Source organism: Neobacillus sp. DZ-9, assembly GCF_059587065.1.
In genome coordinates this window covers 247,946-254,828 of record NZ_JCAIOL010000009.1, presented here as the reverse complement: position 1 = coordinate 254,828, position 6,883 = coordinate 247,946, and the positions used below count along the sequence as shown (strand labels likewise).

General features: G+C 36.4%; 9 protein-coding genes. 1 reads left to right on the top strand and 8 read right to left on the bottom strand.

Features of this window, described 5'->3' with window-relative positions; translation table 11 throughout:
* Positions 1–320: 320 nt before the first annotated feature.
* On the bottom strand, positions 321–1,196 hold the full coding sequence (locus AC59HZ_RS23645) for a nucleotidyltransferase-like protein (protein WP_496548197.1): 876 nt from the start codon (positions 1,194–1,196) through the stop codon (positions 321–323).
* Between the two features lie 151 nt (positions 1,197–1,347).
* Here AC59HZ_RS23645 and AC59HZ_RS23640 point away from each other — a divergent pair, with 151 nt between their 5' ends.
* Positions 1,348–1,698: a YgzB family protein gene (locus AC59HZ_RS23640; RefSeq protein ID WP_496548196.1), complete on the top strand. Its 351-nt coding sequence runs from the start codon at positions 1,348–1,350 to the stop codon at positions 1,696–1,698.
* Between the two features lie 63 nt (positions 1,699–1,761).
* On the opposite strand, the gene perR is transcribed toward AC59HZ_RS23640, so the two are convergent.
* From perR to AC59HZ_RS23605, 7 genes are all read right to left on the bottom strand, one after another.
* Positions 1,762–2,199, bottom strand: coding sequence for a peroxide-responsive transcriptional repressor PerR (gene perR, locus AC59HZ_RS23635; RefSeq protein WP_430071264.1), 438 nt, complete (start codon positions 2,197–2,199; stop codon positions 1,762–1,764).
* Positions 2,200–2,304: 105 nt separating this feature from the next.
* Positions 2,305–2,859, bottom strand: coding sequence for a cob(I)yrinic acid a,c-diamide adenosyltransferase (locus AC59HZ_RS23630; protein WP_496548195.1), 555 nt, complete (start codon positions 2,857–2,859; stop codon positions 2,305–2,307).
* 241 nt (positions 2,860–3,100) lie between these two features.
* On the bottom strand, positions 3,101–3,568 hold the full coding sequence (bcp, locus tag AC59HZ_RS23625; protein WP_496548194.1) for a thioredoxin-dependent thiol peroxidase: 468 nt from the start codon (positions 3,566–3,568) through the stop codon (positions 3,101–3,103).
* 81 nt (positions 3,569–3,649) lie between these two features.
* Positions 3,650–4,000, bottom strand: coding sequence for a potassium channel family protein (locus AC59HZ_RS23620; protein ID WP_496548193.1), 351 nt, complete (start codon positions 3,998–4,000; stop codon positions 3,650–3,652).
* 121 nt (positions 4,001–4,121) lie between these two features.
* Entirely contained in the window at positions 4,122–4,907 is a 786-nt protein-coding gene (locus AC59HZ_RS23615) for an ABC transporter permease (RefSeq protein ID WP_496548192.1), read from the bottom strand.
* A gap of 3 nt (positions 4,908–4,910) precedes the next feature.
* Positions 4,911–5,702, bottom strand: a complete 792-nt coding sequence (locus tag AC59HZ_RS23610) for an ABC transporter permease (protein ID WP_496548191.1) — start codon at positions 5,700–5,702, stop codon at positions 4,911–4,913.
* Between the two features lie 18 nt (positions 5,703–5,720).
* Complete coding sequence (locus AC59HZ_RS23605; protein WP_496548190.1) at positions 5,721–6,728, bottom strand: ABC transporter ATP-binding protein; 1,008 nt, start codon at positions 6,726–6,728, stop codon at positions 5,721–5,723.
* Positions 6,729–6,883 lie beyond the last annotated feature (155 nt).

The window sequence follows — 6,883 nt, the reverse complement described above, 5'->3', positions numbered from 1 at the left end:
TTAGGCACGCCGCCAGCGTTCGTCCTGAGCCAGGATCAAACTCTCCAAGAAAGTTGATTAGCTCATAAAATAAAACGTTGGCTCGTTTCAAAAGAAACGAATATTATTGTTTGTTGACGTTTTTGTTTGTTTAGTTTTCAAAGAACAATTTTCTCAATCGCTCAGAAGCGACTTTATTAATATAACACATCGTTTTTCTTAAAGTCAATAACTTTTTTTTGAAAAACCGTCACTCACGAAAACTTTATTAATTCGTTTCGCAGCGACGGTTATTAATATACCAAGTAATCATAAAAAGGTCAATAAGTAATTTCGCTTTTTTACGATAATTTTTTACTTACACGATAGCACCGGTGGAAAACGCCTTGCCCCTTCGTTTCAATATTAACAACTTCAAGCAAATGTTTTTCAAGCAAATATTCAAGAAGAACTGACATATCAACCGAATAAGGTGCCAATTCAGTTTCACTCATGATTTCATCAAACATCCAATTGTCCTTTGTACTTAGCACTTCTAGCAAATGAGCTGCTCCAATATTTGTTCGTGAATGGATCATAAACTCGCTGGCCAGAAATAAAAGTTCTAATCTCTTTTCCAGGGTTTCCTCACTGTTAACAAGCTCTTCATATAACTTAAATATTTCCGGCTCTATTTGTTTCACTTGATGCCAGACAGTAAGTTCAGGATGAAGACCATTTTCGATAACCTCTAATCGTGCAAGATGATGCAAAGAATGAACAACATGATTATAAGCATCTAAGAACTGTTTATGTTCAAATAGTGCTTTTCCGTCTACATACCGTCGAATTAATTTTGCAAATTCTAAGCCCATTTTAATTTTTCGCCCGTTAAAAGGAAATTCCCGCAGCTCGGTTTTTAAATTTGCTACATATTCATTTCGGTCAAAAACGATTTTGGCATTATGAAGCCATTCAAATATTTTCCGATTAGAACCGAACAAAATCCATTCTTGCAACTTTGATTCAGTAATAACATGCATAGCAGCCTTATGGTTATCATAGGTATAGTGCTTTATGAAGATTGGCTTTTCTGCCTCTTTTACAATAATCAAAAGAATTGCATCAAATGAATCTGTTGTTTGACTTGATTTTTGTCTTTTTTCAACCAATAAAACTCCTAGAGTATTTAATTGGCTTGCCCTTTCTTGATATATAGGACGAAGAATGTCTTCCATTCATCATACCTCCATTTTTCTCGATAGCATTATAACTTCGACAATGATGATAAATTTCCTTCTAAAATTGGAGACAAAATTCGACATTCTTCTTCAGCCTTTTTTCTCTTTACTTAAATATGGTATAGTTTCTATAGGAGGGAGAAACAACATGGTTAAATATTCAAGTAAAATAAATAAAATTCGCAGCTTTGCATTAGGACTAGTTTTTATCGGCTTTATCGTTATGTATGGAGGCATCTTTTTTCGTTCCTCACCACTTATTATGACCATCTTTATGATTTTTGGTCTTCTTTTTATAATTGCAAGTACAGTTGTCTATTTTTGGATTGGAATGTTATCAACAAAAACCATCCAGGTCAAATGTCCAGGCTGTGGTAAAACCACAAAAATGCTCGGCCGTGTAGACATGTGCATGTATTGCCGCGAACCCTTAACGCTTGATCCAAAACTTGAAGGCAGAGACTTCGATGAATCTTATAATAAAAATATAGAAAAATAAAAAGAGTTGACTTAAACAAAACAGTTTAAGTCAACTCTTTTTTTAAAACCTGAAAAGGCAATTTTAATGTACTTCTTTACTCGCACATTCGGGACAGGATCCGTAAATCTCCATGCGGTGATTTGCCACTTTAAACCCTGTTACATGTGAAGCCAGATGCTCCACCTCATCTAAACCAGGATAATGGAAGTCAACAATTTTCCCGCATGATTCACAAATAACATGATAATGGTGGGATGTAACAAAATCAAAACGGCTTGATGCATCACCGTAGGTTAATTCTTTTACAAGACCAACTTCACGAAATACTCGTAAATTATTGTAAACTGTCGCCACACTCATGTTAGGGAACTTTCCCTCCAGGGCTTTATAAATATCGTCTGCTGTAGGATGTGACATCGAGTTTATTAAATATTCAAGTATCGCATGACGTTGCGGAGTAATACGTACACCCGTTTCCTTTAAGGTATCCAACGCTTCTTTTAACTGGTTCATCGCCATGCACCTCTTTTCTAAAAAAGATTCTTACATTGTAATTGTTATAAATAGTTTACTAAGCAAATAGTACTTTTGTCAACATTGTAATATCATTAACCAAAATGAAACTTATTCTTTACTATGCAAGGTTAGTTCATTAGACCTAAGCTGATAGTTAACAAACCGAGCAGTCACAAATAAAAGGTCCGAAAGCCGGTTTAAGTATGCCAAGACTAGCGGATTGACATCATCCCCTATTGTAACTGCACATCTTTCCGCTCTCCTTGAAATAGTTCGCGCTACATGAAAAGCAGCACCTGCAGGATGTCCTCCGGGTAAAATAAAATTTGTTAATTCCGGTATGACTGCGTTCCATTCATCAATTTGTTTCTCCATCTCTTCTATATCAGCGGAAACTAATGACCACTTTACCTCTTTCCCCTTTGGAGTTGCCAGCTCCGCGCCCACATGAAAGAGATTCGTTTGTATTTTATGATAAACTTTTTCAATTATTTCTTTCCCTTGAAAATTTTCATGATTTAGATGACTTAATGCCAGCCCAATCATAGAATTCGTTTCATCACAGGTTCCATATGCTTCTACTCTTAAATCATTCTTTGCAACCCTTTGCCCATAAATTAGTGAGGTAGTTCCCTTATCTCCAGTCTTTGTATAAATTTTCATTTGCTAATCCTCCTTGTCAAGGATATTTATATGTATTAAAACTTTTCCTTCATCATATCACCGTTTTAGCCGTTTAGAAAACTTAAAACCATTGAATTCCCTGATTTCTGCATAAAAAAAGGGCCGCTTTGGACCCAAAATTTTATCTGAGGAGGTATGCCCTAATAAAATGATATTCAGATACTAGTATCTTGCATTGGACAAAAGCCTTTTATATCGAAAATAGGCTAGAAAAAAGCCATCATTGGTTCTCACGTATGTAGGATAATGCTTCTTCCACATGCCCCTTAACTTGAACTTTTCTCCATTCTTTCACGACGTTCCCATCTTTATTAATTATAAAAGTGGATCTTTCAATTCCCATGTATTCTTTTCCAAAGTTTTTCTTTAACTTCCATACATCATAGGCTTCCGCTACCATATGGTCTGTATCAGCAAGCAGCAGGAATGGCAATCCATACTTCTCCACAAATTTTTGGTGGCGATCAACAGGATCTGGACTAATTCCTAAAATAACGGCACTAACATCATTAAATTCCTGATATTGATCCCTGAAATCACATGCCTCCGTTGTACATCCTGGTGTCATATCTTTTGGATAAAAGTAAAGCACAACGTTTTTCCCTTTTAATTGAGATAATGTAATGGTCTCACCATTGTTGGCCTCTAGGGTAAAATCTGGGGCCGGCTTTCCTAATTCAACAGTCATCTTATTCACTCCAATTGTAAAATATTCCTATACACAGCTTAACCATTCTTTCAATCTATAACAACTTTCTAAATCGGCAGGTTATTGATTACGTTCAAACATAACTTTAGCAACAAAAGCAGCAGGCAAGGTATAGCCAATTAACGCTTCCATTACCGTAATAATTCTGCCAATCCCATGCGGAATGACGTCCCCATTTCCAACAGAAAAAAGAGTCATGGCACTAAAATAGAAGCTCGTTTCAAAAATATTATTCCTATTTTGCGGATTCACTTCGATTAAAATGGACATTCCAATTAATTCAAACAGAAGATAAATTAGGCCAAAACCAATGATAACAGTTAAATAAACCGAACCTAAATACAGAAAATTATCTACCGACACCAGCTTTCCTTTAAGAGTATTCGGGATAAATAAAGTTCTTAAACTCATAAAAATACAAAAAATTACCACAGGAAGCAGGAAATAAAACAACCCCATTCACCCCTAAATCAACGTGAGTTATTCTATTTCTATGCAGGCTTGTTCCTTAAAATATCAAATTGAGAAAGCTTTAATTCCCTGCCCCTCTATATTTTTTTACTCCTTGATTCCAAAGGAGCACCGAAAGGATAAAAAAGATAATACCGATCACTGGTGTGATAAACGAATACCAGTACCACTCTGTTTTTTCAAGAAAAAAAGCAGCAGGATAGACCCCGACAAACGCAAATGGCAGCACCCACGTTAAGACAAAACGAATCAATTTGTTATAAATATTAACAGGGTACCTCCCATAGTTACTAATATTGTACATCATCGGCATTAGAGAGGTTCTGGCATCGGCCCAAAAGCTGATACAGGCAATCATAATAAAGACCCCTCCATACACAAGAGCACCTCCTGCTACGAAAATGATAAATAAGAAAGGATCATACCACTCTACAGTTAACCCAAGCCTCTTCCCTGCATAAAACATGACCCCCAATCCTGTTATAGCTCCTAGTAACGATTCCAGTTCAAGACGCTCGAGGATAATTTGAAAAAGACTGTGGATGGGCCTGGTTAAAATTCGATCCAGTTCCCCTTTCACAATATACCGTTCATTAAAATCCCATATATTAAAAAAAGCAGAAAAAACCGCAAAAGGGACTAAGAAAAATCCATATATAAAAATAATTTCGTCCCGGCTCCAGCCGTTCAGCAAATTGGTATGACCAAATACAACTAGGATAAAAACGAGATTAATGGCCTGCGACAATAAGTCAGAGAAAAATTCTACAAATATATCAGCCCGATATTGTAGTCTCGTCTTTAAATATTGGGAAATATATTGTAAAAACATGGTGAGATAAAACATCGATTAACCCCCTTGAATGATCAGCTGTTTCTTTGCCAAATGCCACAATAATTGGATCGGGATGATTAAAACTATCACCCAAATGCATTGCTGCCCAATCGCCTCTACAGCCTGCTGGTGGGAGAAGCCTTTAGTAAATATCATACTTGGCAAATAACTGATTCCTTGAAAAGGGAGAAATTTCATAAACTCCTGAGCCCAGCCAGGGAAAAAATTAATCGGAAGAAGAAGTCCTGAGAACAAGTCAATGACTACACGTTTAGCTCGTATAAGGCCTGTATTATTGTATAAGAAGAAAGTCGTGATTCCTGTTAATAAATTGAGCTCTGTATTAATGAAGAAGCTTAAAAGGATGGAAAGGGCAAATAACCCCCAAACGCTTAGGTCCCATGTAAACTCTATAGGGAACACAAAATAAACAATAATTAGACCTGGTGCTGAGAAGAAAAATAATCTAAAAATCCCTTCTCCCAATCCTTGCATCGTTTTCATGCCTAGATAATTGTATGGTCTGATCAGCTCAATCGCCACTTTACCTTCCATGATTTCCATAGCCATTTCCCTGTCCAGGTTATTGAAGTAAAAGGCACGTGCCATCCAAGAAACTGCCACATAGGTAGTCATTTGTACGACAGAAAGCCCTTGGATTTGCTCTTTCCCTCCATAAATGGCTGACCATAAAAAGTAATAGGCTCCTATATTAATACCGTAAATGAGAATTCCTGTATAATAGTTTGTCCGGTAGGCCAGCATCATTAAAAAGCGGATTCTAATCATCTCTAAGTATTTATCCATGTTACTTGCCACCTTTCATTAAACAGCACCTTTTTCATATATATTGCGAATGATTTCTTCGGTTGAGGTTGCATTAATTTTAATATCCTTAATTTTAAAAGCAGCAACCACTTTGGCAATCACTTGTGAAATAAGCTCGTCATTATCTTCTATAGACGCTGTAAAAATTTGCTCCTTTTCATCCAATTCCCACTTAACAGGTATTGCTTGTGTTAAGTTTTTAACGGCAGCAATATCAACCTTCTCCAAAAATTGAAACTGCAATTCTTTCCCTTCGCCCCATTTTTCCTGTAAGTTTCTTAAAGCACCGTCATAAATGACCTTTCCTTCATCAAGCATAATAACCCGCTCACATAAGGCTTCAATATCAGATAAATCATGAGTCGTTAACAGAATCGTTGTATTATATTTTTCATTGATTTCTTTTAAGAACTCACGAATTTTCAATTTAACCAAAACATCCAGGCCAATGGTCGGTTCATCCAAAAATAGCAATGGCGGGTTGTGAATTAAGGCAGCAGCCAGCTCACACCTCATCCTTTGACCAAGTGACAGTTTACGAACCGGTTTATCGAGCAAAGGTTCAATATCCAGCGTTTTAATTACATGATTCATATGATCGTCATATTGCTGATCTGTTACTTTATAAACCTTTTTCAACAATCGGAAAGACTCTTGTACAGCGATATCCCACCATAATTGTGATCTTTGACCAAAAACCACACCAATGGTTTGGACGAATCTTTCCCGTTCTTTATGAGGATTCATACCATTTACGGAAATTTTGCCGGATGTTGGTGTTAAGATGCCTGTCAGCATTTTAATCGTCGTTGATTTTCCCGCACCATTTTCACCGATATAGCCAACCATCTCTCCTTGTTTGACGGTAAAACTAATATCATTTACAGCTGGGACGACTTTATAGTTTCTCGTTAATAAATCTCTAAATGCACCCTTAAGTCCCATTCGACTTGAGTATGCTTTAAATTCTTTTCGTAAGTTTTCTACTTCTATTGCGTTTTTCATTCTTCAACCTCCTGAAACTTGCCCTATTTAGTTTAGCCAAATAGGGTAGTATAAACAACTATCGCGTACTCCCATGAATTTTCTAATTTTTAAAACAGATAAAAGTGACCAAAAAAAGTGCTAAAATATATTAGAAAAAGATACAAGGAGGTACA

Coding starts and splice junctions, on each gene's coding strand:
- AC59HZ_RS23645 (WP_496548197.1), bottom strand. CDS start 1,196: ATGGAAGACATTCTTCGTCCTATATATCAAGAAAGGGCAAGCCAATTA.
- AC59HZ_RS23640 (WP_496548196.1), top strand. CDS start 1,348: ATGGTTAAATATTCAAGTAAAATAAATAAAATTCGCAGCTTTGCATTA.
- perR (WP_430071264.1), bottom strand. CDS start 2,199: ATGGCGATGAACCAGTTAAAAGAAGCGTTGGATACCTTAAAGGAAACG.
- AC59HZ_RS23630 (WP_496548195.1), bottom strand. CDS start 2,859: ATGAAAATTTATACAAAGACTGGAGATAAGGGAACTACCTCACTAATT.
- bcp (WP_496548194.1), bottom strand. CDS start 3,568: ATGACTGTTGAATTAGGAAAGCCGGCCCCAGATTTTACCCTAGAGGCC.
- AC59HZ_RS23620 (WP_496548193.1), bottom strand. CDS start 4,000: ATGAGTTTAAGAACTTTATTTATCCCGAATACTCTTAAAGGAAAGCTG.
- AC59HZ_RS23615 (WP_496548192.1), bottom strand. CDS start 4,907: ATGTTTTATCTCACCATGTTTTTACAATATATTTCCCAATATTTAAAG.
- AC59HZ_RS23610 (WP_496548191.1), bottom strand. CDS start 5,702: ATGGATAAATACTTAGAGATGATTAGAATCCGCTTTTTAATGATGCTG.
- AC59HZ_RS23605 (WP_496548190.1), bottom strand. CDS start 6,728: ATGAAAAACGCAATAGAAGTAGAAAACTTACGAAAAGAATTTAAAGCA.